At 65.7% G+C, this 24,306-nt stretch carries 21 protein-coding genes and 1 pseudogene; 9 read left to right on the plus strand and 13 right to left on the minus strand.

Going from position 1 to position 24,306, the window contains the following annotated elements; translation table 11 throughout:
* Positions 1-87: 87 nt before the first annotated feature.
* The 6 genes and pseudogenes from RM530_RS01080 to RM530_RS01105 form a co-directional block, all read right to left on the minus strand.
* Positions 88-3,186, minus strand: coding sequence for an efflux RND transporter permease subunit (locus RM530_RS01080; protein ID WP_311363352.1), 3,099 nt, complete (start codon positions 3,184-3,186; stop codon positions 88-90).
* Positions 3,183-4,421, minus strand: a complete 1,239-nt coding sequence (locus RM530_RS01085) for an efflux RND transporter periplasmic adaptor subunit (protein WP_311363353.1) — start codon at positions 4,419-4,421, stop codon at positions 3,183-3,185. Before RM530_RS01085 ends, RM530_RS01080 begins: the two co-directional genes overlap by 4 nt.
* Positions 4,418-5,680, minus strand: a complete 1,263-nt coding sequence (locus tag RM530_RS01090; protein ID WP_311363354.1) for a TolC family protein — start codon at positions 5,678-5,680, stop codon at positions 4,418-4,420. The genes RM530_RS01085 and RM530_RS01090 overlap by 4 nt, the downstream gene beginning before the upstream one ends.
* Before the next feature lie 68 nt (positions 5,681-5,748).
* On the minus strand, positions 5,749-6,102 hold the full coding sequence (locus RM530_RS01095) for a hypothetical protein (RefSeq protein ID WP_311363355.1): 354 nt from the start codon (positions 6,100-6,102) through the stop codon (positions 5,749-5,751).
* A gap of 30 nt (positions 6,103-6,132) precedes the next feature.
* On the minus strand, positions 6,133-6,264 hold the full coding sequence (locus RM530_RS01100) for a hypothetical protein (RefSeq protein ID WP_311363356.1): 132 nt from the start codon (positions 6,262-6,264) through the stop codon (positions 6,133-6,135).
* 45 nt (positions 6,265-6,309) lie between these two features.
* A pseudogene (locus RM530_RS01105) lies at positions 6,310-6,546 on the minus strand (transposase); the annotation flags it as partial.
* Between the two features lie 101 nt (positions 6,547-6,647).
* On the opposite strand from RM530_RS01105, the gene RM530_RS01110 reads away from it, so the two are divergent.
* Together RM530_RS01110 and RM530_RS01115 are read left to right on the plus strand one after the other, a co-directional pair.
* Positions 6,648-9,410, plus strand: coding sequence for a parallel beta-helix domain-containing protein (locus RM530_RS01110; protein ID WP_311363357.1), 2,763 nt, complete (start codon positions 6,648-6,650; stop codon positions 9,408-9,410).
* A 55-nt stretch (positions 9,411-9,465) separates the two neighbouring features.
* Positions 9,466-10,635: an alpha/beta hydrolase family protein gene (locus RM530_RS01115; protein ID WP_311363358.1), complete on the plus strand. Its 1,170-nt coding sequence runs from the start codon at positions 9,466-9,468 to the stop codon at positions 10,633-10,635.
* Between the two features lie 62 nt (positions 10,636-10,697).
* On the opposite strand, the gene RM530_RS01120 is transcribed toward RM530_RS01115, so the two are convergent.
* From RM530_RS01120 to RM530_RS01135, 4 genes are all read right to left on the minus strand, one after another.
* Positions 10,698-11,270, minus strand: a complete 573-nt coding sequence (locus tag RM530_RS01120; protein WP_311363359.1) for a YceI family protein — start codon at positions 11,268-11,270, stop codon at positions 10,698-10,700.
* A 55-nt stretch (positions 11,271-11,325) separates the two neighbouring features.
* The gene (locus RM530_RS01125) at positions 11,326-11,901 is read right to left on the minus strand and encodes a YceI family protein (RefSeq protein WP_311363360.1); all 576 of its coding nucleotides are present in this window, start codon (positions 11,899-11,901) and stop codon (positions 11,326-11,328) included.
* A 22-nt stretch (positions 11,902-11,923) separates the two neighbouring features.
* Positions 11,924-12,469 carry a cytochrome b gene (locus RM530_RS01130; RefSeq protein ID WP_311363361.1) on the minus strand — a complete coding sequence of 182 codons (546 nt, stop codon included), beginning with the start codon at positions 12,467-12,469 and terminating at the stop codon, positions 11,924-11,926.
* Positions 12,470-12,613: 144 nt separating this feature from the next.
* Positions 12,614-14,779: an acetyl-CoA hydrolase/transferase C-terminal domain-containing protein gene (locus RM530_RS01135; RefSeq protein ID WP_311363362.1), complete on the minus strand. Its 2,166-nt coding sequence runs from the start codon at positions 14,777-14,779 to the stop codon at positions 12,614-12,616.
* Positions 14,780-14,946: 167 nt separating this feature from the next.
* Here RM530_RS01135 and RM530_RS01140 point away from each other — a divergent pair, with 167 nt between their 5' ends.
* Both RM530_RS01140 and RM530_RS01145 read left to right on the plus strand, forming a co-directional pair.
* A complete protein-coding gene (locus RM530_RS01140; RefSeq protein WP_311363363.1) occupies positions 14,947-16,215 on the plus strand; it encodes a DNA/RNA non-specific endonuclease in 1,269 nt (422 codons plus the stop codon).
* 1 nt (position 16,216) lies between these two features.
* The gene (locus RM530_RS01145; RefSeq protein ID WP_311363364.1) at positions 16,217-16,612 is read left to right on the plus strand and encodes a hypothetical protein; all 396 of its coding nucleotides are present in this window, start codon (positions 16,217-16,219) and stop codon (positions 16,610-16,612) included.
* Positions 16,613-16,634: 22 nt separating this feature from the next.
* Here RM530_RS01145 and RM530_RS01150 read toward each other — a convergent pair whose 3' ends face one another.
* Together RM530_RS01150 and RM530_RS01155 are read right to left on the minus strand one after the other, a co-directional pair.
* Complete coding sequence (locus RM530_RS01150; RefSeq protein ID WP_311363365.1) at positions 16,635-18,020, minus strand: phospholipase D-like domain-containing protein; 1,386 nt, start codon at positions 18,018-18,020, stop codon at positions 16,635-16,637.
* A gap of 53 nt (positions 18,021-18,073) precedes the next feature.
* Entirely contained in the window at positions 18,074-18,874 is an 801-nt protein-coding gene (locus RM530_RS01155; RefSeq protein ID WP_311363366.1) for an endonuclease/exonuclease/phosphatase family protein, read from the minus strand.
* 131 nt (positions 18,875-19,005) lie between these two features.
* Here RM530_RS01155 and RM530_RS01160 point away from each other — a divergent pair, with 131 nt between their 5' ends.
* The 5 genes from RM530_RS01160 (at position 19,006) to trhA (ending at position 23,588) form a co-directional block, all read left to right on the plus strand.
* On the plus strand, positions 19,006-19,419 hold the full coding sequence (locus RM530_RS01160) for a heavy metal-responsive transcriptional regulator (protein ID WP_349256144.1): 414 nt from the start codon (positions 19,006-19,008) through the stop codon (positions 19,417-19,419).
* The gene (locus tag RM530_RS01165) at positions 19,416-21,611 is read left to right on the plus strand and encodes a copper-transporting P-type ATPase (protein ID WP_311363368.1); all 2,196 of its coding nucleotides are present in this window, start codon (positions 19,416-19,418) and stop codon (positions 21,609-21,611) included. The genes RM530_RS01160 and RM530_RS01165 overlap by 4 nt, the downstream gene beginning before the upstream one ends.
* A gap of 116 nt (positions 21,612-21,727) precedes the next feature.
* Positions 21,728-22,054, plus strand: a complete 327-nt coding sequence (gene tnpA, locus RM530_RS01170) for an IS66 family insertion sequence element accessory protein TnpA (RefSeq protein ID WP_432276065.1) — start codon at positions 21,728-21,730, stop codon at positions 22,052-22,054.
* Between the two features lie 9 nt (positions 22,055-22,063).
* Positions 22,064-22,666, plus strand: a complete 603-nt coding sequence (locus tag RM530_RS01175; RefSeq protein ID WP_311363425.1) for an IS66 family transposase — start codon at positions 22,064-22,066, stop codon at positions 22,664-22,666.
* Positions 22,667-22,736: 70 nt separating this feature from the next.
* Complete coding sequence (trhA, locus tag RM530_RS01180; protein WP_311363370.1) at positions 22,737-23,588, plus strand: PAQR family membrane homeostasis protein TrhA; 852 nt, start codon at positions 22,737-22,739, stop codon at positions 23,586-23,588.
* On the opposite strand, the gene RM530_RS01185 is transcribed toward trhA, so the two are convergent.
* The gene (locus RM530_RS01185) at positions 23,564-24,244 is read right to left on the minus strand and encodes an NAD(P)H-binding protein (RefSeq protein WP_311363371.1); all 681 of its coding nucleotides are present in this window, start codon (positions 24,242-24,244) and stop codon (positions 23,564-23,566) included. The two genes, trhA and RM530_RS01185, sit on opposite strands and share 25 nt — an antisense overlap.
* Positions 24,245-24,306: the final 62 nt, after the last annotated feature.

A 24,306-nucleotide genomic window follows, 5' to 3' on the forward strand; every position in this document is an offset into this window, starting at 1 on the left:
AGCTTTCAGCTTCTCCTTTGCTTCTTTGCGTGAGACCCGCCGTTCGCTTTTTCCATGGCGTTCCTTGCGCGACACGGCCTTGGCTTGTCAGCGCCGCCCATGAATCAGCTTGTAGGCCGCCGGCAGCACCAGCATCGACAGCAGCGGCGCGCTGATCATGCCGCCGATCATCGGTGCGGCGATGCGCTGCATGATCTCCGAACCGGCGCCGCCGCCCCAGAACATCGGCAACAATCCCGCCACGATCACCGCCACGGTCATCGCCTTGGGGCGCACGCGCTGCACCGCGCCTTCGATGATCGCGGCATCGAGGCCGTCGTCGCTCAGCGTTTCGCCGGACTCGCGGTAGCGGCGCAGTGCCTGGTCCAGATAAATCAGCATGACCACGCCGAACTCCGCCGACACGCCCGCCAGCGCGATGAACCCGATCGCGCTCGCCACCGACACGGCATGTCCCAGCGCCCAGATCAGCCAGACACCGCCGATCAACGCGAACGGCAGCGTACCCATGATCAGCAGCGCCTCGGGCCAGCGCCCGAAGCTCAGATACAACAGCACGAAGATGATCGCCAGCGTCACGGGGATCACCAGCCGCAGGCGCTGCGCCGCGCGTTCCAGGTACTCGAACTGACCGGCCCAGGTGATCGAATAGCCGGCCGGCAACGCGAGCTGCTCGGCCACCGCCTGTTTGGCCTCGGCGACGTAGGAGCCCAGGTCGCGGCCGCGAATGTCAACGAAAACCGTGCCGGTCGGCCGCGCGTTCTCGCTCTTGATCATCGGCGGGCCGTCGACGATGGCGATCTCGGCGATGACGCCCAGCGTCAGCGTCTGCCCGTCCGCCGTGAGTAGCGGCAGCGATTCCAGCGCCGCCACCGAATCGCGCCATTGGCGCGGGTAGCGCAGATTGATCGGATAGCGCGCCAGACCCTCCACGGTCTGGCCGATGTTCTGGCCGCCGACCGCCACGGCGACGATGCGGTTGAACTGCGCGATCGACAGACCGTAGCGCGCGAGCTGTTCACGATGTGGATGCAGTTCGATGTAGCGACCGCCATCGACGCGTTCGGCGAAGGCCGACACCGTGCCTTCGATCGGCTTGAGCACAGCTTCGATCTCGCCGCCGATACGGTCGATCACGGCCAGATCCGGGCCCGAAATCTTGAGGCCCACCGGCGACTTGATGCCGGTGGCAAGCATGTCGATGCGATTGCGGATCGGCTGTACCCAGACGTTGCCCATGCCGGGAATCTGCAAGGCGGCATCGAAGGCTTCGATCAGTCCGGCCTGCGTCATGCCGGGCCGCCATTGATCGCGCGGCTTGAGGCGGATCGTGGTTTCGATCATCGTCAACGGCGCCGGATCGGTCGCCGTATCGGCGCGGCCGACCTTGCCGAACACGGTTTCGACTTCCGGAAAGGTCTTGAGGATACGGTCGGTCTGCTGCAGGGTTTCGGCGGCCTTGCCCGGCGACACGCCCGGCAGCGTGGTCGGCATGTACAGCACATCGCCTTCATCCAGTGGCGGGATGAACTCCGACCCCAGGCGCGTCATCGGCCACAGCGACAGCAGCAATACCAAGCCGGCCAGACCCAGCGTCCACCACGGATGGCGCAGCACGCGCAGGATCACCGGCCGATACAGGCGTACCAGCACGCGGTTGAGCGGATTGGCGGACTCGGGCCGGATGCGTCCGCGCACGAACAACACCATCAGCACCGGCACCAGGGTCACGGACAGGCCGGCGGCCGCCGCCATCGCGTAGGTCTTGGTGTAGGCCAGCGGTGCGAACAGGCGTCCTTCCTGTGCCTGCAAGGTGAACACCGGCACGAAGGAGGCGGTGATGATCAGCAGGCTGAAGAACAGCGCCGGCCCGACTTCGGCGGCGGCCTCGGCGATGCGCCGGACATGATCGCCGCCGCTGCCTTCGTGCTCGATGCGCTTGTGTGCGTTTTCGATCATCACGATCGCGGCATCGACCATGGCACCGATGGCGATGGCGATGCCGCCCAGGCTCATGATGTTGGCGCCGATGCCCTGGTAGCGCATCACGATGAAGGCCACCAGCACGCCGACCGGCAGGCTCACCACCGCGACCAGCGCCGAACGCAGGTGGAACAGGAAGGCCGCGCAGACAATGGCGACGACGATGAATTCCTCCAGCAGTTTGTGCCCGAGGTTGTCCACGGCCCGCTCGATCAAGGCCGAACGGTCGTAGGTCGGCACGATCTCGACACCTGCCGGCAGGCTGCCCCGCAGTTCTTCGAGCCTGGCCTTGACCGCGGCGATGGTCTCCACGGCGTTGGCGCCGTAGCGCATCACGATGACGCCGCCGACGGTCTCGCCCTCACCATCGAGTTCGGCGATGCCGCGACGCAGTTCCGGACCGAGGCGGATTTCGGCGACATCCGCCAGGCGCAGCGGCACGCCGTCACCGCGCACACCGAGGCCGATCTGGCGGAAGTCGTCGAGCGAGCGCAGATAGCCGCGCGAGCGCACCATGTATTCGGCTTCGCCGAGTTCGAGGATGGAGCCGCCGGCCTCGCCGTTGGCGTCGCGCACCGCCTGTATCACCTGATCCACCGTGATTCCGTAGGCACGCAGCCGGTTCGGATCGACCACGATCTGGTACTGGCGATTGAAGCCGCCGAGCGTCGCCACCTCCGAAACGTTCGGCAGGCTCTTGAGTTCGTACTTCAGGAACCAGTCCTGCAGGCTGCGCAACTGCGAGAGGTCGTGCTGCCCGCTGCGATCCACCAGCGCGTATTCGTAGACCCAGCCCACACCGGTGGCGTCCGGCCCCAGCGATGCCCGGGCGCCGTCCGGAAGCCCCCCCTGAATCTGTGACAGGTACTCCAGCACGCGCGAACGCGCCCAGTACAGATCCACTCCGTCCTCGAACAACACGTACACGAAGGACTCGCCGAACATCGAATAGCCGCGCACGGTCTTGGCATAGGGCACCGACAACATCGTCGTGGTCAATGGATAGGTGAGCTGGTCCTCGACCAGTTGCGGGGCCTGCCCCGGCCAGGTGGTGCGCACGATCACCTGCACGTCCGACAGATCGGGAAGCGCGTCCAGCGGGGTGGTTCGCACCGCCCATACGCCCCAGGCCACCGCCAGCGCCGTCGCCAGCAGCACCAGGAAACGGTTATCGATACTCCAGTGGATCAGGCGCGCGATCATGGGTGTTGCCCGTGAGGCGTGACTTGGTCCATGCGCGCATAGACGCCTTGCAGGCTCGCCTCCGAATCGATCAGGAATTGACCGGAGACGACGACCTGCTGATCTTCTTCAAGCCCGCCCACGATCACCGTACGGCCACGGCGCTCCGGGCCCAGTTCCACGGACACGGGCCGGAAACGGCCTTCGCCCTCGGCAACGATCACGGTGTTGCGCGAGCCGGTTCGGATCAGGGCTTCGCTCGGCACCGTCAGCACGTCGCGGCGCGCGCCGCCGTACAGCGTCACGTCCACAGACATGCCGGGCCGCAGCAGACCGTCCGGATTGTCGAACACCAGCCGCGCACGCACGGTGCGGCTGGCGGCGTCCGCCGTCGGATACAGATAGTCGACCTCGCCTTCCAGCAGACTCCCGGTGCTGTTGAGCAACTGCACCTCGGCCGGGCGCCCCTGAGCGATCCAGTCAGCCTGGGCCTCCGGAATGTCGGCATACACCCACACACGCGAGAGGTCGGCGATGCGCATCAGCGGCATGCCGGGTCCGATCTGGCGGCCTTCGTGGGCGTCCAGGTCGATCACCACACCGTCGATCGGCGAGACCAGGGACAGCTCGCGTTCGGCCGTGCCGCGCCGCCGAACGCCGTCGACCTGAGCCTCGGTGGCGCCGAGCAGCCGCAGACGTTGGCGTGAAGCTTCAGCCAGCGCCGCATCACCGGCCCGCAGCGCCAGCACATACTCCTGTTGCGCCGCGTACAGGGCCGGCGAATAGACGCCGGCGACGCGTTCGCCGCGCCGCACCGTCGCGCCGACGGTATGCACGGTCTGAGATTCGATCCAGCCCGAGGCGCGACTCTCGATGACGCGGATGCGCCGATCGTCGATCGCGACGCTGCCCACCGTATCGATGCGCTGCCAAAACGTGCCGCGCTCGACCGGCGCGGTGCGCACGCCCAGGTTCTGGGCCATGCGCGGATCGATGCTGACAAGGCCTTCACCAGAAACGGCCTGCCGGTACTTCGGCACCAGCGCCATGTCCATGAACGGTGAGGGACCGGGTGCGTCGAAATGCACGTCCGGCTTCATCGGGTCGTACCAGTACAGCACCTCGCGTGCATCCGCAGCCGAGGCGGCGGGCGGGGACTCGGCGTCGGAGGCTTTCGGCGCACGTGCATACCAGATGCCGCCGGCCGCCACCGCGATGATCAGCAACGATGCGGCGATCAGACTTGTCCTGTTCATTCGGATTCTCCGGCGGCGAGCCATTGCAGGCTGGCCGTTTTGTTCAATTCCTGGGTCTGCAGCCTCAGGCGTTGCAGACGAAGCTCCAGCACGGTACGGCGCGCATCGAATACCGGGGCGAGGCCGCCGTTGCCGGCGCGGTAATCCGCCAGCGCGGTGTCCGTGCGGCGCTGTGCCAGCGGCAGCAGCGTGTCGTCGTAGCGCCGCAGGCGTTCGCCAAGGCGGGTCCATTCGCGGTAGTCCGAGGCAGCCTGCGCACGCAGCTGCCGCAGGCGGTCCTCACGGCTGGCCGACTGTCCGGCCAGCATTGCGCGGGCGGCGGCCAGCTCGCGGTCCTGACGCCGGCTGGCGCCGACCCAGGGCAGATCGATAGCCACCTCCACGCTGATCATGTCGTCGTAAGGCTGGCGATAGGCATAGCCGGCCTGCACCTGCCAATCGGGCTTGTTCTGCGCCTGCGCGAGTTCGATCTGCGTCTGCGCCAGCGCCTCCAGCCGGTCTTCGCCGCGGATCTCCGGATGGGCCGCAAGACCGGCCAACAAGGTTTCCAGGGATGGCGGAGCCCTCAGCTGCGGCGCCTTGTCAGGCAGCGCCTCCTGCGCCGCCTGGTCCCCGATCCAGCGCGCCAGACGCGCCCGATCGACGGCCTGTTGCTGTTCGAGTTCCGCGATCCGGTCGCGCATTCGTTCCAGATCCAGGCTGGCCGCGAGCACCGTGGTCTGCCCGCCCTGGCCGCTGCCAAAACCGATCGTCGCGGTGTCCTGCTGATGCCGGCTTTGCGCGGTCAGCTGACGCATCAAGGCCAGCGCGCGTACGCCGCTCCAGACCGCGATCCAGGCCTGTGCCACATCCCGATCGATGCGTCGCCTCAATGCCTGGTAGCGGACTTCTTCCAGCGCCGCCGTGTCCTGCTCGCGCTGCGAGGCAAGTTCGCGCTTGGCGGCATTGGGCACGACCTGACGAATCCCGATTCGCGTCATGCTCATGCGTTCGGCGTCGTTGCGATACGGGTTGGGATCGGACAGGCTGAGGTTGCTCAGGCCCAGGTTCAGCGCCGGCACCGGCAGTTGCGCCGCCGAGACGGCGCGCTCTCGGGCCGCATTGATGTCGGCGCGCTGCGCCAGCAACGCGGGCTGCTGTGCGAGCGCCAGACGCTGCGCCTGTTCAAGCGCCAGCGTCGGCGCGGCCGCCACAGGCTGCGCCAACACGATCAGGATCAAGGCCCACGCCGCAGCGAAGGTGCCTGCCATTCTAAACATGGATGTCTCCGCAAGAACGGACGGATCGCGAGCCCGGAACTGGCCCGGAAACGCGACTCGGTGAACGCTTAACTTGCGGAGCGGATCGGAGGTCGAAGTCGGGGAGCCTGCGGCAGCAGGCTCGAAATCGGCAGCGGCGCCGAGACACGAAGCACGGCCGGCCCGATGGGCGCCGTGACCGCAAGCGCCATCGGCAAGGCCGCCGAGGTACAGCCGCTGGGGCAGTGGCAGGCGCTGGTCTGGCAGCACGGCAAAAGCTCGTCGCCCGCGTCGGCCGTCATGCCGTCGTGGCAATGCTCGGCGGGCATGCCGCTGGGCTCGGGCACGCTGGCGGCCGGCAGCATCGGCGGCATGGCCACGGACGCGTAGGCCTGTCCGCACAGTGCGAACATCAGCAGAACCATGGCGCCAAGACGAATCATCGGCGCCATTGTAGCCACAAGCGGCGCCCGCTATTCGCCCAGGTGACGCTCGCTGATTTGCTGCGCCTGAATTTCATCCTCGTGGAAGGGGAAACGCAGCCAGCGCTTGTGCGAATAGGCCTCGGTGAAATCGGCGTAGCGCGGGCTCGCCGGATCGGTCACATCGAGCAGCAGCAGACCTCACACTGAAACCAAAACCCAAGGACGGCTATTCACGAGATTGGAGACGGCGAGCTTGGGCGGGTACTCGACCAGCCGGTGCACATGATCGTCCTCGCCGCCCATCTCGATCAGTTTCGCCTCGAAGTCGGCGCAGGTCTTGGCGAAGATCGTGCGCAGCCGGTCAATGGCGCTGCCGTCAGCAGAATGGCCACGAATGTGGCAGCCCCAGTCAATCGCATGATCTCCTCCTTGATTTATCGTCCAGCTCGCAAACAGGCGCATCTGACGTGCGTGCCGGGACGTTAGCACGCGCGGTCAGACAGAAAAACCAATGGCGCTCGTCGTTTCAGGACGGGTGCACGAGAGCAGGGACGGGTATGCAGATGAACGGCACGTGGACACGGGTGGTACTGGCGCTGGGCCTGGCGGCTCTCGGCGGCTGCGGCAGCAGCCCGGGCCCCAGCGGCGACGGTAGCGGCAGCGGATCGGGCAGCGGCTTCAAGACCTTCGAGGTCTGCGGCAGCGACGCGCAGGTCCGCGACCAGGCGCTGATCGCCTTCTTCGATGCGCGTGAAGGCGACACCATCGAATTCTGCGAAGGCAGGTTCAGCATCTCCACCGGCCTGATCCTGCACGGCAAGCGCGGCATCACCATCAAGGGCCAGGGCATGGACAAGACCATGCTGGACTTCGCCGAAAGCGACAGCGCGGAAGGCCTGAACATTTCGCACAGCGACGGCATCACCCTGCTGGGCTTCACCGTGCGCGACACCCCCGGCAACGCGATCCGCGTATTCCGTTCCAAGTACGTCACCTTCCGCCAGATTCGTGCGCTGTGGAGCGGCTACGATACCTGCGACACTGATCCCGACGCCGACGACTCCTGCGCCCATCATGGGGCCTACGGTCTGTATCCGGTGGAATCGCAGCATGTGCTGATCGAGGATTCCGAAGCCTTTGGCGCCTCCGATGCCGGCATCTACGTCGGCCAGACCAGCGACGTGATCGTGCGGCGCACGCGTGCCGAATACAACGTGGCCGGCTTCGAGTTCGAGAACACCTATCGCGCCGTGTTCGAGGACAACATCGCCACCAACAATACCGGCGGCTTCCTGGTGTTCGACCTGCCGAATCTGGCGCAGTACGGCACCAAGAACATCATTCGCAACAACCAGTCGTACAACAACAACACCGACAACTTCGCGCCGATCGGCAATATCGTGGGCATCGTACCGCGCGGCACCGGCATGCTGTTGCTGGCCACCGACCAGCTCGAGGTCTATGGCAACGAGGTCAACGACAACGACACGCTGGGCATCGCCATCGTCAACTATGCGCTGGCCGACCCGAACCAGCCCGACCAGAAGTACGACTTCTTCCCGGAGGGCATCCACATCCACGGCAACAGCTTCCGCGACAACGGCACCAATATCCAGCTGCCGAGCGCCGATCGCGGCACGTCCTCGCTGCTGCCGCTGCTGCTCAAGCTCAAGAACCTGGGCCGCTCGGCCCACATCACCTGGGATGGCGCGGTCGATGCGCCCAATGGCTGCACCCAGATTCCGTTGGACGCCGACGGCATCCCGCTGACCGAACCGAACCCGAATGAAACACGCCCCGAACCGCGCGTGGACGAACGCGGTCGTCCGAATTTCATGGGTTCCGATCCCGAACCGGAATGCAAGTGGACCGAATGGAAGTTCGCCGAGGGCGAGGATGAGCCGAAGCTGCCGGAAAACGGGCTGTGCATCGAGGACGACAACATCTTCGAAAATACGCAGCCGCTCGGCAATCTCACCACCACCGACTTCCTCAACGCCAAACTCACCTCGTCGGCCACCGCGCAGTTGGTGATCGACCTGCTCAAGCCGGCGACCACCAGCCTGGAACCGCATCGCTGCCAGCTACCCAGGCGCGCCGATCCCGATCTGGGGCTGCCGTTCGTGCCCAGCGCCGATTCGGACAGCGCGCGACCCAGCGATTCGGAAGTCAGCAAGGCCTGCAACGGTGGCCCGTCCGGTGAGCCGAACTTCGCGGCCGCGGCCCAGTACAACTGCCCGGACCTGGCGCAGTACGGCCTGTTCCATGACGACGAAGATCCGCGCAGCGGCGCCAATGGCGGTGTCCTCTACGGTCTGAGCACGCCGCTGTTCTCGGACTACGCGAACAAGCACCGTTTCGTGTTTCTGCCGCCCGGCAAGGCGGCGAAATACCAGGACCATCATGACGGCATCACCGCCACGCTGGACTTTCCGGTCGGCACGATCATCGCCAAGACCTTCTCGTTCCTGGACGGCGCCGACGAGCACATCATCGAGACCCGCCTGCTGATCAAGCGCGAGACCGAAACCGGCACCACCTGGATCGGCCTGCCCTATATCTGGCAGGACGAAGGCGGCAAGCGCGTGGCCAAGCTCACGGTCGAAGGCGGCTCCGCCAAGGTGCACTACAACTTCGACGATCCGGACCCCGACGTGGACGCCCACTACGAAGGCCAGGTCGAGCGCTACGGTATTCCGGCCGCGATGAACTGCATCTCCTGCCACGGCGGCGATGATCGCGAACCCGGCTCGGCGCCGATCGGTCCCAAGCCGCGCCTGATGAACCGCGACATGGATTACGGCGACGAAGGCGTGATGAACCAGCTGGTCTACTGGCAGATGCACGGCCTGCTCGAAGGCCTGCCGGCCAATCTCGAGGACGTGGAACGCCTGCCGCGCTGGAACGTACCGGGCGACACCGGCGAGCTGCCGGACAGCGAGGCCGATATCCACCTGCGCGTGCGTGCCTACCTTGAAACCAATTGCGCGCACTGTCACAACTCGCACGGCGGCGCCAGCAATTCGGGCCTGTACCTCGACAGCTTCCGCACCGTCGACAACCGCTACGGCATCTGCAAGAAGCCGGTCGCGGCCGGCAAGGGTTCCGGCGGGCGGCTCTACGACATCGTGCCCGAATCGGCGAACGATTCGATCCTGCCGTTCCGTGTCGGCTCGGCCGAAGCCGGCGTGCGCATGCCGCCGATCGCGCGCACCGTACCGCACGGCGAGGCCGTGGCCCTGATCCAGCAGTGGATCGACACGGTACTTCCGACCGACGACACCGAAGACGCGGACGTCTGCACAGGACCGCTTTCGGGCTTCTGAGTTTGGGGCGTAGACTCCTCCGGTACAGGTCGACGATCCTGTACCGGAGGAGTCTATGAAAAGGACAGTGACCGGTCGCGCCTGCGTGACCATTGCTTCAGGCTTTCTACTGGGCGTGCTACTCAGCGCCTGCGGTGGCGGAGGCGGCGGATCGGACGACGGTGGCATCGATCTCGACGACCTCAAGACCGAAATTACCGTGACCCGTGAGGCCTGTACCCCGTTCGGTGCACCGCCACGGCCGCTACAGGCGACCAATGCGCTGTTCCAACCCACCTGCATCACCGGTGGCGAGCGCATGGCGGACTGGACGGACGCCGAGGGAACCGCCCGCACCGCCTGTCTCTACGAACCCGAACAGGCTTCCACCGAAGCGCCGCTGCCGCTGGTGGTCTACCTGCACCCTTCGATATTCGGTCCCGACATTTCGCTGGCATTCAACAACGTGCGCGGCGGGCTCGAAACCGCCGATCTCAGCGGTGACCCGGAACGCCCGGGTTTCATCATGCTGGCGCCCTACGGTCGCGTTACCGAGCGCTATTACCCGTTCCCGGATGATGGCCTCACGCCGGGCTGGGACAACTGGTATCGCCAGATGCTGCCGGACCAGCCCAGCCGCAGCGTCAACGGCGAAGCCTGGCCGATCAATGTCGATGTCGCTGCCATCGATCACTTTCTCGATGAGGTCGTCGCCAGCGGCAAGGTCGATACCGACCGCATCTATCTCATGGGCTGGTCCAATGGCTCGGCGTTGGCCGTGCTCTACGCCCTCAACCGACCCGAAATCGCGGCCGCCGCCGTATATTCCTCGCCGGATCCGTTCGAAGCGTTCAACGATCCCTGCGTGCAGCTTCCGGTACCGGATGCGCCCAAGGACGACACCGAGCTTCAGGTATTCAACGCCGGCCTGCCGATCTTCCACATCCACAACGATTGCGATCTGGCCGGCCTGTGCCCGAACGGGCTCCATCTGAAGCAGACCGTGCTCGGCACCGGGGTAGCCGATTTCACGAGCCAGATCATCAATACGGCGCTCGATCCGGTGGATGCCTGCGTCGACGCCTGCGGCACCGATCCGCTCGCAGACTACGCCAGCCTCAGCGAGATTCCAGGCTATCTCGGCAACCTGCCGGGTTACACGGTAGGGCTCGTCAACCACCTGCGCTGGCCGATCGGCTATACCGACTCGATGTATGCCTTCCTGCGGGATCATCCGAAGAACTGAACGCAAACAGCCCCTCCGCCGTACGCGGCAGAGGGGCTGGGTGACTGCGTGGATGCGGCCGCTTACGGCTTCTTCAGCGCCTCGACCTGAATCTGCAATTCCACACCGGTACCCGAGGACGCGCCGTAGTCCATGCCGAAGTCGGTGCGGTCGAAGCTCGCCGTGGCGTCCGCACCGCAGACCTCCACCTTGAGCATCGGATGCTCGATGCACTTGAAGGAATTGATCTTCAACGGCACCGGTTTGCTCACGCCGAGCATCGTCAGTTCACCGTCGACAGCCACCGGCGTCGCACCGTCGAAACTGATCTCGCCGCTATAGGTAATCGTCGGGTATTCGGCAGCATTGAAGAAATCCTCGCTGCGCGCATGCTCGTTCATCTTCTCGTGACCGAAATCGACGGTCGAGGCGTCGATCATGATGTCGACGCTGCCCGTGGCGGCCGCGGTATCGAGCATCACGCTGCCGCTGGTCTTGTTGAACTTGCCACGCCAGAACGAAATGCCCATGTGCGGCGCGGTGAAGCTGGGATAGGTGTGATTCGACTCGATCACATATTCGGTCGGGGCGGCCTGGGCGAGACCGGCGGTGGCAAGCAGCACGGCGCTGAGGCCGAAGGTGAAGGTGCGAAACATGTTGAACTCCTCGATGGGACGATTTTGACCGGGGGTGAAAGCAGCGTGGCATGCCTCAGTCGGCAGTGGCCACGACGCGGAAATTGATGACGACCTCGTCTTCGAGCACTTCGTTCCAGTCGGGGTCGCCGATGGAATAGGCCTTGCGCGACAACGTCAAGCTGCCTTCGAACACCTGTGCGTCACCATCGGCCTCGGTGCTGAAGCGAATGTCGCGAGCTTCGGTGCGGCCCTTGAGCGTGAAGTCGCCATGCGCGATGAAACTGCCTTGGGCGTCGGCACTCACCGAGGTCGAGACGAAGCTGGCCTGTGGATACTGCTCGGTCGCCAGCCATTCGGGCTTGCGCACCTCGGCGTTGTAGTCCTCATCACCGATGTCGAAGCTCGCCGTATCCACCGTGATCCGTGCGCTCGAATTCCGCGGCACGGCCGGATCGAACTGGATGCGGCCTTCGAAGCGATCGAAGCGGGCGCTGACCGGAACGCCCATCTGCTTGAAGCGCACGCTGATCTCGCTGTCGTCCGCGTTCACGGTCCACAGCCCGGCCGCGTAGGCCAGGGTGATCATGCCGGCGGTGCCCAACACCAGCAGGCGCAGGCCGTACAGCATCGAAGCCGGGCAGTAACGCATCGCAGGACTCCTCGTGTGTTTTTTAGCCATCGCGCCCGATGCGGAACATCCGCATCAGGGTGCCGTCATGGTCGATGAATTGATGCTTGATCGCAGCGGCCGCATGAACCACCACCAGCGCCACCAGCGTGAACGCCAGAATTTCATGCACTTCGACCAGGACCTCGGCGACGGCCTTGTTCTTGTCGAGCAGATCCGGCAACGGAATGACACCGAAATACACCACCTTGAAACCGCTGGCCGAACTCATCAGCCAGCCGCTGAGCGGAATCACGAGCATCAGCAGGTACAGGCCACCGTGGCTGATGTGGGCCGCGCGGCGTTGCCAGGCTGGCATGCCGGGCGGCAAGGGCGGCGGGCGGTGCGTGATGCGCCAGATGCCGCGGATCAGCACCAGCAGGAACACCGACACACCGATCCACTTGTGCCAGCTGTAAAGCTTGAGCTTCTGCGGCGAAAACGGCAGATCGTGCATGTACAGGCCGAGCCCGAAGCCGCCGAAAATCAGCACCGCCAGCAGCCAGTGCAGGGTGATCGCGGTGCGGGTGTAGTGGGGCTCGGCGTTCATCGGGGATACGCAGCGCAGACAACGCGCTTCCGGTTCTTGGGGGCGCCGTCACTATAGATTCGCGCTGCCGGGGAGACCAGCCGAAGCTTTCGATCAAACTGATCGGCCTGATGAATCGGTCGGTCGACGATCAGGGGCCGGACGCTATCGCATCGCGTAGGCTGCGCGAACCAGGCGCGCCATGAAGCGCTCGCGCAGCCCGGCCGGTCGGGCCAGATCCAGATGATCCAGCGCGAAGACCAGGTCCTCGCGATCCGGCAACGCCGGTGCCAGCAGCGCACCGAGCAGCCGTAGGCGTCCGCCCCAGCTGGCGCCTGCCGACTTGAGCCGGCCCAGCGTCGCGATCAGATCGATCTCCTGATCCTTGAGATCGCTGCCGAACGGCAGCTTCGGCAGCGCACCTCCATCAATGAAGCTCTGCACGGCGGCGGTGATCGCCTGGGGCGTGTTGTTGCGGGCACTGTCGGGCACGCGATAGTCGGCCGGCAACTTGCCGGCCTTGCGGGCGGCATCCGCCAGTTGTTCCTGGAAGCGGCTGTCGGCGATCGCGATCAGCGCCTCGATGCATTCGCGATCGGTCTTGCCACGCAGATCGGCCGCACCGTATTCGGTGATGACGATGTCACGCAGATGACGCGGGATCGTGGCGTGCGCGTACTCCCAGACGATGTTGGACTCGGCCGTCTTGCCCTCGCCGTGCGTCGAACGCAGCAACAGGATCGAGCGACCGTCCTCGAGCTGATGCGCCATCGACACGAAGTTGTACTGCCCGCCCACGCCGGAAATGACCTGCCCGTCCTTGAGCTGATCGGATACCGCCGCGCCCAGCAGAGTGACCTTCATCGCGATGTTGATGAAGCGTGCGGCCTGGCGTTGCAGGCGTTCGAGTTCGTAGTGCGTGAAGATGCGATTGACCTCGGCCACCGAGGTCATCCCGATCAGTGCGCGCCGGGGCTCGTCCAGCATCTGCAGGCGTCGATAGAAATCGGCCGGGCCGATGAAGAAGGCGCCGTGCATGCTGGCGCCGTGACGCAGACCCTCCCCGATCGCGCTGCGGTTGAGCGCGGCTCGCACCTCGGGATCGTCCAGCGCATTGTCGACCACATGAGCATCCGGCAGACGCAGCTGCGGGCCGCTGCCGACCAGCCCGGTGCGCGCCAGGCCCACGTCCTGCAGCCATTCGATGTAGGCCGACGACAGGCGCTTGTCGAGCGCACCCATGGCCCACAGCCGGTCGTAGAGATCCGGCGGTAGATGGTCGGGATCGGCGCCGTCGTTGACCAGCCGTTGCAGCGTCGCATCTTCGTAGACGCGGCGTCGCACGATACCGTCCTCGAACAGGGCAAACAATGGATTGGAGATCAGCTCACTGGCGACGTACAGACCCTTGCCAAAGCGGTCGACGCCGCCCAGCGGTTCGACCAGCGGCCCCGGTTGCAGCGCCGCCAGCAACTTGCGATAGGTCACGTTGTCGGATTCGCGCAGGCGCAGACCCTGGCAGGCAGCGTCACCGAGATTGCCGATGCCGACTTGCAGGGTGCCGCCGTCACGCACCAGTGCCGAGGCACGCACACCGATCGCGTAGTCGATCGCGGAGATCGGCGCGTGCGGTACCGCGAACGGACTGTGATCCAGCTCCGGCGCATCCAGCACGATGTCGAAATCGGCCTCGGCGACCTCGGCATCATTACCGAACCACGGCATCTCGCGATTGATCTGCGCCACCGCCAGCCAAGGCCATTCGACATCCTTGAGCATCGGCACGATCTGCAGCGTCACGTCCGGATTGCTGGACAGGCTCAGGCGCCGCCGACCTTCGTCCTCGCGCAGCGAGACCGCCTGCAGCAGCAGGTTCACGCCGCGCGACAGCATGTCCCGCGCCACATGGGTGTAGTTGCTGCTGATGTAGTTCTGCTGCCCCACCGGATTGTGCAGTCGCGCGCCGCTCTTGACGTAGAACTCGACGACGCGAACATTCGGCGGCAGAGACTGCGCCTCCAGCGCATCGAGATAGTCCAGCCTCGGATAGTCGCCCCACACGCGCTTGCGGATCGGCCGCAGCACGCGCTCTTCCAGATCGGACGCGCCACGCGGCGGGTTCAGCGACAGTGCGGTGATGATGTCCAGCGAGATCGTCGGATCTTCCACCGCCCGTTGATACAGGGCATTGAGCAGCGCATTCGGCTTACCGATGCCCAGCGGCGTGCCCACCACCAGGCGCTTGCCGAGCCGCCGCAGCATGTCCGAAACCGCCTCGCTGGCATGAGATGTCACCAGCGTAGTGCTGGCTCGTGCATTGCGTGTGCCCATTGCTCGCCCCGTGCTTGTCTGATTCTTTTCGCTTCTCAGCTTAACGATCACGGCTGAACTTTTGCGGACAGCCGCCAAGACCACCGCAGCGACCCTGGGGTTTGCCCGAGACTGGGAATGATCCCAGATGGCAGAACGTAGCGGCCGGCCTACGCTGGGCGCCCCATTTGCTCCGGGTCGCCGACGTGGCCGTGAACGCCCTGTCCTCAAGCACAATCGAGTCTGCCGTACCGCCGCACGCCCTGTCCGGTTTCGGACTGGACACCACCGAGCTCGGCGATCAGCTCGGCGCCCTGCTGGCACAGGATCCGGAAGGCGGCACCGCCAGCCTGCGCGAATCGCTGGACACCCTGCCGGAAGCCGACCGCGCGCGGCTGGCCCAATCGCTGGTCGACACGCTCGACGAGGACGCCATCAGCGCCCTGCAAGCCACGCCCGAGGGACGTGCGGCCCTGGCCGGCACCTTGCGCAGCGCCGCCGACGAAGGCGGTGGTGCCGACCCGCGGGCTGCCGCCGACCTATCCGCTGGGAAACGCGAACTGCTGCTCGACCTCACCCAGATCGGCCTTGGCGTTGCCGGCGTCTTCGACCCCACGCCGATTTCGGACGGCGCCAGCCTGGCGATCTCGGTGGCACGCGGCGACTGGTTCGGCGCCGTGATCGACGGCGTCAGCATGATTCCGTATGCCGGCGACCTCGCCAAGATCGGCAAGCTCGGCAAATTCGCCGACACTGTGGACAGCGCCGTGGACCTGGCGCGCGGTGACGCGGCGTTTGCCGAAGCGCTGCGCCCGGCACTCGGCGGCCTCGACAAGGCCCTCAAGGCCGTGCCGATCGACGAGTTGCCGGCGGCGGTGCGCGAGCCTCTGGAACGCATGCGCGCCCGCCTCGACGAGTTCTTCGACGCCGCCGCCGACGGCAGTCGCGCGCTCGATGGTCTTCGCCTGGAAACCGGCGCCGCCGGCGACAACGTGTTCCACTGGGAACTCAATGCGGCCGGCCGGCCGGTGCACGCCGAGGCCGAGCTTTCGGAGGTCTTCGACAAGGCACCGCGCAGCTCCGCCGAAACCCGGGCGCAGGGCGATGTCGCCGATCTCGGCCGCAGCGACGACGCCGGCGGCCATGTGTTCGGCCATCGCTTCACGCTCGATCAGGGCGAACGCAACATGTTTCCGCAGAACGCCCAGTTCAATAACAGCGCCTATCGCGTGCTGGAGAACGAATGGGCGGCCTGGGCCGACAGCGGCAAGCGCGTCGACATCGAGATCGACTTCAAGGATTTCGACGGCGTGCGTCCGCAATCGCTGGACGTGAGTTACGAGGTGGTGGACCCGGCGAATGGCGACGTCGTTTACGATAACTACGTTCGTTTCGAGAACGAGGCCGAACAGCAGTTCGAACGCGTTTCCACGAGCGACATCAACGAGAACTACTGACGTGAGCACCGTCGAGACGATGGATCGGAACGAAGCCACCCTGCAACTGGCACGCGCGATAGCCGCCGACACCAAGCTCGGCGCCCTGCCCTGGGACGACCTGGTGCTGGTCGCCCGCTTCGACGAGGGCGTCAGCAAGGTCAACGGATTTGCCTATCAGGCTGGTGGCGCCTCGCGGCCGGTGGCGCCTCGCGGCGCGGCGGTGCTCGATGCCTTCATCGACTTGCGCGCCGCCACGGCGGCCGACGACCAGGCGGACTGGATCGCCTGCAAGCTGCACGTTCGCCGTGCCGGCGGCAAGCTGTCGCTGGATTTCGAGTACGAACAACCGGATCGCTGGAAGATTTCGCCGGCGAACGTGAAGCAAATGAGCGAGGCATTGCGCCCGGCCGATTGACCGATCGAGCGCGCGCCCCGCGCTACAGATACGGCGAGAACAGCCAGCAGGCGGCATCGCGCAGGCGTTTCGGGAACGGCCGCCGTTCGAGTTCCTCCACCGTGGCCATGCGTGAACGCGTCATCACGGTCTTGCAGTAGTCGACGAACTCGCCGGCGAGCTGTGCATCAAACAGTTCCACGCCGAGTTCGAAGTTCAGTCGCAGGCTGCGCGCATCCAGGTTCGCCGAGCCCACCAACGCATAGCTGCCGTCGACCACGAACAGCTTGGAGTGCGCGAACGGCGCCGGCTGATACCAGACCAGGAATCCACGGCGCAGCATCGATGCCAGCACGTGCCGCACGGCGTAGTGGACGAAGCGCAGATTGCCGCGCTCCGGCAGGATCAGATGCACGCGTACACCGCGCAAGGCGGCGCCGTGCAGAGCGGCTTCGAGTTCTCGCGGCGGCAGGAAGTACGGCGTCATGATGTAGATGTCGTGACGCGCGCTGGCGATCGCCGCCTGCATCACCAGACTCAGATGGTCCATGTCCTCATTGGGGCCATCGGTGATCACGCGCGCGATCGTGGTGCCGGGCACTGCAGCGTCCGCCTGCCAGACATCCGGCATCCAGGCCTCATGCGCGGAGAACTGCCAGTCCTGCGCGAAGGCGCGCGCCAGCTGGGTGATCGCCGGGCCGCGCAGCTCGAAATGCAGATCGCTCACCGGATGGCGATTGCCGGGGTCTTGCGCCAGATGGCGGCCGCCGATGTTCATGCCGCCGGTAAAGGCCACGCATCCGTCCACCAGCAGCAACTTGCGATGGTTGCGCAAGTTCAGATAAAGCGCCGGTGGCAGCAGGCGCGGCGGGTGGAATCGCGCCACCGGCACGCCGCCGCGACGCAACAGCCAGCCGGCGCGCGGAAAGCTGTACCACTCGCCGACCCCGTCGATCAGCACGCGCACTTCCACACCGCGTCTGTGCGCCCGGATCAAGGCCTCGATGAAATCCCTGCCGGCGCGATCGGTATCGAACAGGTAGGTCGCCATCGCCACTGAATGACTGGCCCTGTCGATCGCCTCGATCATGCGTGGATACGCGGATTCGCCGTCACGCAGCATTTCCACATGGTGGCCGCCCAGCAAGGGCAGCTGCGTGATGACATCACTGGTGCGCACCAGCGAAAGATTGGCCTGCAGGATCGCGGGCACCTTGTCGCGATTGCGGATATCGGATTCGTTGTCGATGCCGACGGCGCCGCCGCGCAGATGCAGAAAGCCGAGCTGGCGGCCACGGGTGCGCACGCGATTGATGCCGAACAGCATGTACAACACCGGGCCGGCCAGCGGAAACAGCAGGCACACGGCGATCCAGCCCCAGGCGGTGCGCGGGTCCGGCGCCGTCAGCAGGGCATGTCCGCCCGCCACGAAAGCGATGGCGCCCCCGGCGAAGAACAGCAGTGCGTGCCAGGGGACGAAGGCTAGTTCGGTCGTAGCGCGATCTCCGTGGCCACCGGCAGATGGTCGGACAGGCGGTTGTCGAGCACTTGTGTCCGCACGATCGATACACCCGCGGTGGACAGGACATGGTCGATCGAACGTGTCGGACGCCAGCTCGGAAAGGTTGGCTCGGCATGCGCTGGCGTCAAGCCGGCGGCACGCAGTCTCTGGTGGTCGCGCAGTTCCTGCGGCTCGCAATTGAGGTCACCGAGAATCACCGTGTCCTGCGTGGCGGTGTCGGCATCCGGAATGGCGAGACCGCCCAGATAGTCCAGCTGGCGCGTGCGTGCTTCACGGTTCAGTGCCAGATGCGTCACCACCAATTGCAAGGGTGCATGTGCATCCAGGCGCAGCTCGGCCTGCAAGGCGCCGCGTCCGGGAATTCTTCCCGGCAGCGGATGGTGACGAACCTCGTGCAAGGGATAACGCGACAGGAAGCCGAGGCAGTGCCGTGCGAACGGCTTGAGATCACGATTGATCGCAGCCTGCCAGTGCGTAAATCCGGCGCTGCTCGCGAGGTATTCCACCTGGTTGAGCTGCTGCGTGCGCAGGCTGCCGGCATCGCATTCCTGAAGCGCCACCACGTCGTAGTCGGACGCCAGCTCGGCGATGCGGTCGAGGTTGGAACGGACCCCGCGCGACGGCAGGACGTGACGCCACATCCCGGTGAAGTAGTGCCGGTAGTGTTCGGTCTGCATGCCCACCTGGATGTTCAGCGTGAGCACGCGCAAGCTGCGCTCCGGCGCACTTTCGTCCCGCGGCTTTTTGTCGTGATGGAACATCGTCCGGATTATGCCGTCTTGCGCGTGGTCATCATCTGAATGATCGGCGCCAAGGTCCGATCAGGCGCGGCTTGACTCTGGACCTGGGTCCAAGGTTTACCCTGTATTCCCGAGAACAGGAATGACCCATGTTGAGAATCGGACAACTCGCCGATCAGGCTCAGGTGCCGATCGACACCGTGCGTTACTACGAGCGCGCCGGCCTGCTGCAAGCACCGGACCGCAGCGCGGCCGGCTACCGGCTGTACGACGGCGCCAGCGTGCACCGTCTGCGCTTCGTCCGCCGCGCCAAACGGCTCGGCTTCAGCCTGGACGACATTGCCGAATTGCTGCGACTTTCGGACCGGCGCGGCGACATTGCCGGCGTGCGCGCGACCGCACAGGCGAAATTGAGCGAAATCGAGGCACGCATCGTCGAGCTCAGCCGCATCCGCGACGGCCTGAGCCGGCTGGTTGACGCCTGCCCCGGCCACGGCGATGCCGCCGACTGTCCGATTCTCGGCGCCCTCAATCACGATGTTCCCGAACAGGATCGGTACTCATGAACGAAAGCAGCAGCCACAACCAGGCCGAACACAAGCCAAACGAACACGGCTGCGGCCATGCGCATCACGCCCACGCTGCGGCCCCGGCCAAAGCGGTGCCCGGTGCGCAATACACCTGCCCGATGCACCCGGAAGTGCTGCAGTCAGGTCCCGGCAGCTGCCCGAAATGCGGAATGGCGCTGGAACCGACGATGCCCAGCGAAACCGTGGACGACAGCGAGCTGCGCGACATGACACGCCGTTTCACGACAGGCGTTGTGCTCTCGGCACCGCTGCTGGTACTGGCGATGGGGCCGATGCTGGGTCTGCCTCTGAGCGGCGCCTGGCTACCTTGGACCGAGCTGGCCCTGGCCAGCCCCGTGGTGCTGTGGGCCGGCTGGCCGTTCTTCGTGCGCGGCGCGCAGTCGCTGCGTGGCTGGAACCTCAACATGTTCACGCTGATCGCCCTGGGTTCCGGCGCCGCCTATCTGTTCTCACTGCTGGCGACCGTGGCGCCCGGACGGCTGCCCGCAGCGTTTCTGGACGATGGCCATCCACCGCTGTATTTCGAGGCCGCTGCGGTCATCGTGACACTGGTGCTGCTGGGCCAGGTACTGGAACTGCGCGCACGCGCGCAGACTTCGGGTGCGATCCGCGCCCTGCTCAAGTTGGCGCCGAAGACCGCGCATCGCGTCGATGCCCAGGGCCGGGAAAGCGATGTGGAACTGGATCAGCTCAAAACGGGCGATCGGCTCAGGGTGCGACCCGGCGAAAAAGTACCGGTGGATGGGCGGGTGCTGGATGGCGACAGCCATGTCGACGAGTCGATGCTCAGCGGTGAAGCCGATCCAGTTCGGAAATCGGCGGGCGGGCGCGTCTCTGCCGGCACCGGCAATGGTCATGGCAGCCTGCTGATCGAGGCCGAGCGTGTGGGCCAGGACACCACTTTGTCGCAGATCGTGAAGATGGTCGCCGATGCGCAGCGGTCGCGCGCGCCGGTACAACGCCTGGCGGACCAGGTGGCCGCCTGGTTCGTGCCGGCCGTGGTGCTCGCGGCCGCAAGCGCGGCTGTCGCATGGACCCTGTTCGGCCCGGCGCCGGTACTGGCGCATGCGCTGATCGCGACGGTCTCCGTGCTGATCGTGGCCTGCCCCTGCGCTTTGGGTCTGGCCACGCCGATGTCGATCATGGTCGGAGTCGGCCGCGGCGCCCAGATCGGCGTGCTGATCAAGGACGCGGCGGCCCTGGAGCGCTTGCAGGCGGTCGATACCGTGGTGGTCGACAAGACCGGTACGCTGACCGAAGGCAAGCCGACTCTGAGCCGTGTGGCCTCCGTCGGCGAGCTGGCGGACAATGAACTGCTGCGGCTGGCCGCAGCCGTGGAGGCGGCCAGCGAGCATCCGCTGGCGCGCGCCATCGTCGACGGCGCCGAAGCGCGAAAACTGCGGCTTCCGAAAGCGCAACAGTTCTACAGCGATCCTGGCCTCGGCGTGTGGGGCCAGATCGATGGCCAGCGCATCGCCGTAGGCAATCGGCGTCTGGCCGAACGCGAAGGCGCCAGCCTGGGCCGGGTCGGGGACGAAGCGGCCCAGGCGCAGGCGCGCGGGTCCACTGTCGTCTACGTGCTGCACGACAGCGCGCTGGCCGGCTACCTGCTGATCGAGGACAGCATCAAGTCCTCCACACCGGCAGCACTTCAGGCGCTGCGCAAAGCCGGTGTGCGCGTGATCATGCTCACCGGCGACGATCAAGCCACCGCCGAGCATGTCGGCCGCGAGCTGGGGCTCGACGAAGTCGTCGCCAATGTGCTGCCGCAGGACAAGGCAAGCACCATTGAACGCCTGCAGCGTGAGGGTCGCGTGGTGGCGATGGCCGGCGACGGTGTCAACGACGCGCCGGCACTGGCGCGCGCGGATGTCGGCATCGCCATGGGCGGCGGCGCGGACGTGGCCATGGAATCGGCCGGCGTAACGCTGATGCGCGGCGATCTCGGCGGCATCGCACAGGCGATCTCGCTGTCGCGCAAGACCCTGCGCAATATCCGTCAGAACCTGTGGTTTGCCTTCGCCTACAACGTGCTCGGCGTGCCGATCGCGGCCGGCGTGCTGTATCCGCTGTTCGGCTGGTTGCTGTCGCCGATGCTCGCCGCCGCGGCGATGAGCCTGTCGTCGGTGTCGGTGATCGGTAACGCCCTGCGTCTGCGGCGTGCCTGAACATGTGGTGCGCCGGAGCCCGCGCCGAACGAGGGTGAGCGTTCAAACCACGGCGTTATATTCGTGCGGATGGTTGGCGATTAGCCTGCGCGCATCGACTGAAACGGAGCGATGCGATGGAAACAGGAGTGGGCAGAGCTGGTTACGTCCGACGCAGCGAGTCGGACTGGCGCACGTTGATTGAAGAGTGGGCGCAAAGCGGTCAGAACCAGGCGGCCTTCTGCGCCTCGCGTGGGATTGCACTGAGCACGCTGGGCAACTGGCGGCGCAAGCTCAAGGCCGGGCCGGCGGCGTCGTCCGGCGCGCCGCATCAAGCCACCGGCTTCATCGAGCTGACGGCACCGAGGGCGCCGGACAAGGAATCGCCGGCCTGGGGTGTGGAGCTGAGCCTGGGAGAAGGGACGGTACTGCGCCTGCGGCGCGCGCATGCTCACGGTCGGTGAGCGTCGCATCTGGCTGTATCGCCAGCCGACCGACATGCGCAGGCGCCAGCATCGGTCCTCGAATCCAGCGTCGCCGACGTCAGCCTGCTGGCCGGTCTTCTGACCGACAAGTTTGCCTGTCACCTGCCCTTGTATCGCCAGCATCAACGTCTGGCCGACGCCGGGATTCAAGTCAGCCGCAGCAGTCTCACGCAATGGACGCAGCGTGCCATCGATTTGCTCCGGCCGATCGTCGAAGCCCAGCACCGGCACCTTTTACAAAGTCGGGTGCTGGCGATGGACGAAACCCCGATCAAGGCCGGCCGGGAGAAACAAGGCAAGCTGCGCCAGGCCTATCTGTGGCCGATCTACGGACAGGATCACGAAATCGTCTTTCACTATGCGCCCTCGCGGGAGCATCGGCACGTCAAAGCCTTCCTCGGCGAGGCCTTCGCCGGCACGCTGCTGTCCGACGGCTATGAAGCCTACAGCGCCTATGCCGCGCAGAACGTCCAGGTGAAGCATCCCGCCTGCCGAGTCATCGAACCCACGCCGCGCGAATGGAAACTCCGCTTCGCCGACAATCCGCTTCGACCAGACATTGAGCGTCGGGGCAACTACGCTGCGGTTTGAACGCTTACGTTAGGACCGCTCGCGCAGCGAGCGTGTCCGTCATCGGTGCGGTTCTTGCGAAACCGGTGACATGGGTGAATTCACACCGTTTCAACAAGCCTCGGCTCAGGACGCGCGTGCGATGATGGCGCCCATGCCCGAACCCTCTTCCGGACCCGCCAATCGCAACGGCGGCGATCGTCCCGAATCACGCGCCGAGTCACGACTCGGCGCGAACATGCGTCATCGCGTGGAACACGTGGTGGAGGATGCGTCTCGCGAGATTCGTCGTCATGTGCCGCCAGCGCTGTACTCGCTGGGCGAGGAGGTCGCGCATGCGATCACGCATGGCGTCGGAGTGATGCTGGGCATTGCCGGTCTGGCGATACTGGTGGCGCGCGCCGCGCTGTATGGCGACCCCCTGCACATCGTCAGCAGCGCGATCTTCGGTGCTTCGCTGATCATTCTGTACACGGCCTCCACGCTTTATCACAGCGTGCCGCCCTCACGCGCCAAGGAAATCCTGCGCGTGATCGATCATGTTTCAATCTATCTGCTGATCGCCGGAACCTATACGCCGTTCACGCTGGTCACGCTCAACGGCCCCTGGGGCTGGTCGCTGTTCGGCGTGACCTGGGGCCTGGCGGCGGTCGGCATCGTCTTCAAACTGTTCTTCACCGGCCGCTTCGAGGCCTTGTCCGTCGGAATCTACCTGGGCATGGGCTGGTGTGCCGTGGTCGCGATCGAGCCGCTGCTGGATTCGCTGGGTACCGGCGGACTGTTGCTGCTGCTCGGCGGCGGCCTTTGCTACACCGGTGGGGTCGCGTTCTATCTGTGGAAGCGGCTCAGCTATCACCACGCGATCTGGCACAGCTTCGTGCTCGCCGGCAGCGTGCTGCACTACTTTGCGGTGTTGTTCTACGTCTTGCCGGGCGGCGACTGAACCTGGAACGGCCAGCGATGCACCTTCGTGCCGGCGCGCGGATCGAAGGCAGCCGCGATCAACGCCGCGGCGACCGCGTCCGCCTGGACCGGACGCATTGGCGCCAGAGCGCCACGAAACAGCGGTGCCAGCAGCGGTGCGACGGCCTGAGCGAACGATTCCAGCGGACGCTGTTCGCTGCGATCCCCCAGCAGCAACGAGGGTCTGAGAATGTGCACGGCGCTGTAACCGACATCCGACACCGCCTGTTCCATGCGCGCCTTGACCCGCGAATAGAACGCCAGTGAGCGGACATTCGCTCCGTAGGCGGACACGACCATGAAACGCGAGGCGCCGGCAGCGTGCGCGGCACGCGCAAACGCCAGCACCAGGTGATGGTCGACGTGCTCGAACGCGGTGCGTGAGCCGGCACGCTCGAGCGTGGTGCCGAGGCAGCAATAGGCATCGTCGGCCGGCAGAGCCGGCACGAGCGCCGTCAGGTCATCGAAATCGGTTCGCAGCCATTTCAGCTTCGGGTGCTCGAACGGGTCCGCCTGGCGCGTCAGCGCGATCACGCGCCCATAGCGCGGATCATCCAGCAGCCGCTGCAGGCAGCACCGCCCGACCAGGCCGGTGGTGCCGGCGATGACCGCGATGCGCGGAACGATCTCTGTCATAAACTGGGACTCTCCATTGTTTGCCGGCTGCCTGCGGGCGGCCGCCGCATCGACCGAAGACC

It is taken from the genome of Banduia mediterranea (assembly GCF_031846245.1).
In the GTDB taxonomy this organism is placed as follows: domain Bacteria; phylum Pseudomonadota; class Gammaproteobacteria; order Nevskiales; family Nevskiaceae; genus Banduia; species Banduia mediterranea.